1 pseudogene is annotated in these 530 nt (G+C 25.1%); it reads right to left on the bottom strand.

From position 1 onward, the window contains the following. Positions 1-530, bottom strand: a pseudogene (locus tag CQA75_RS08970) (hypothetical protein); the annotation flags it as partial.

Below are 530 nucleotides of genomic sequence, written 5' to 3'. Positions count from 1 at the left end.
TCTTTATTTCCATTTATCCCTATATACATAGCTTTAAGATTGTTTTGTCCTATGATATTAAGCTTTTCTAATAATCTTCTAGCCTTATTTTTATCTTCTATATATTTTCCTTCTTCATATTTAACATTATAAAGTCCATTAGCATAATCTTCTAAAATTTGTAAAACTTCATTATAAGCATGAATAGGACTGTGTTCATCTTTCCTAAAGGCATTGATCTGCTTTTCTTTATTTCTGATTTCTTTAAATAAGGGATGATTACAAGGAAGTTGATATATGGTGCATTTTTTAAGTTCTAAAGATTTTAATTCTTTAAAATAAAATGTATAATCATCTATAATATATTTTTCTTCCTTTATATCCTCTAAGGCAGTTGCGTTTCTTTTTTCGTCTAAAATAATATAAGATAAAAGTCTTCTTAAAAGAAATTCTTTGTTTTCTTCAATGTTTTGTTCTATTTCATAATGAAAGGAAAAATGAGTGTCAAAAACTCCAGTGCAAAGATCTATGCCATAGAAGATTTTTTTTAA

This window comes from Campylobacter taeniopygiae (genome assembly GCF_005406225.1).
GTDB lineage: Bacteria > Campylobacterota > Campylobacteria > Campylobacterales > Campylobacteraceae > Campylobacter_D > Campylobacter_D taeniopygiae.
Note: the sequence above shows the minus strand (reverse complement) of the source record. Positions and strands in the feature narration are given on the sequence as shown.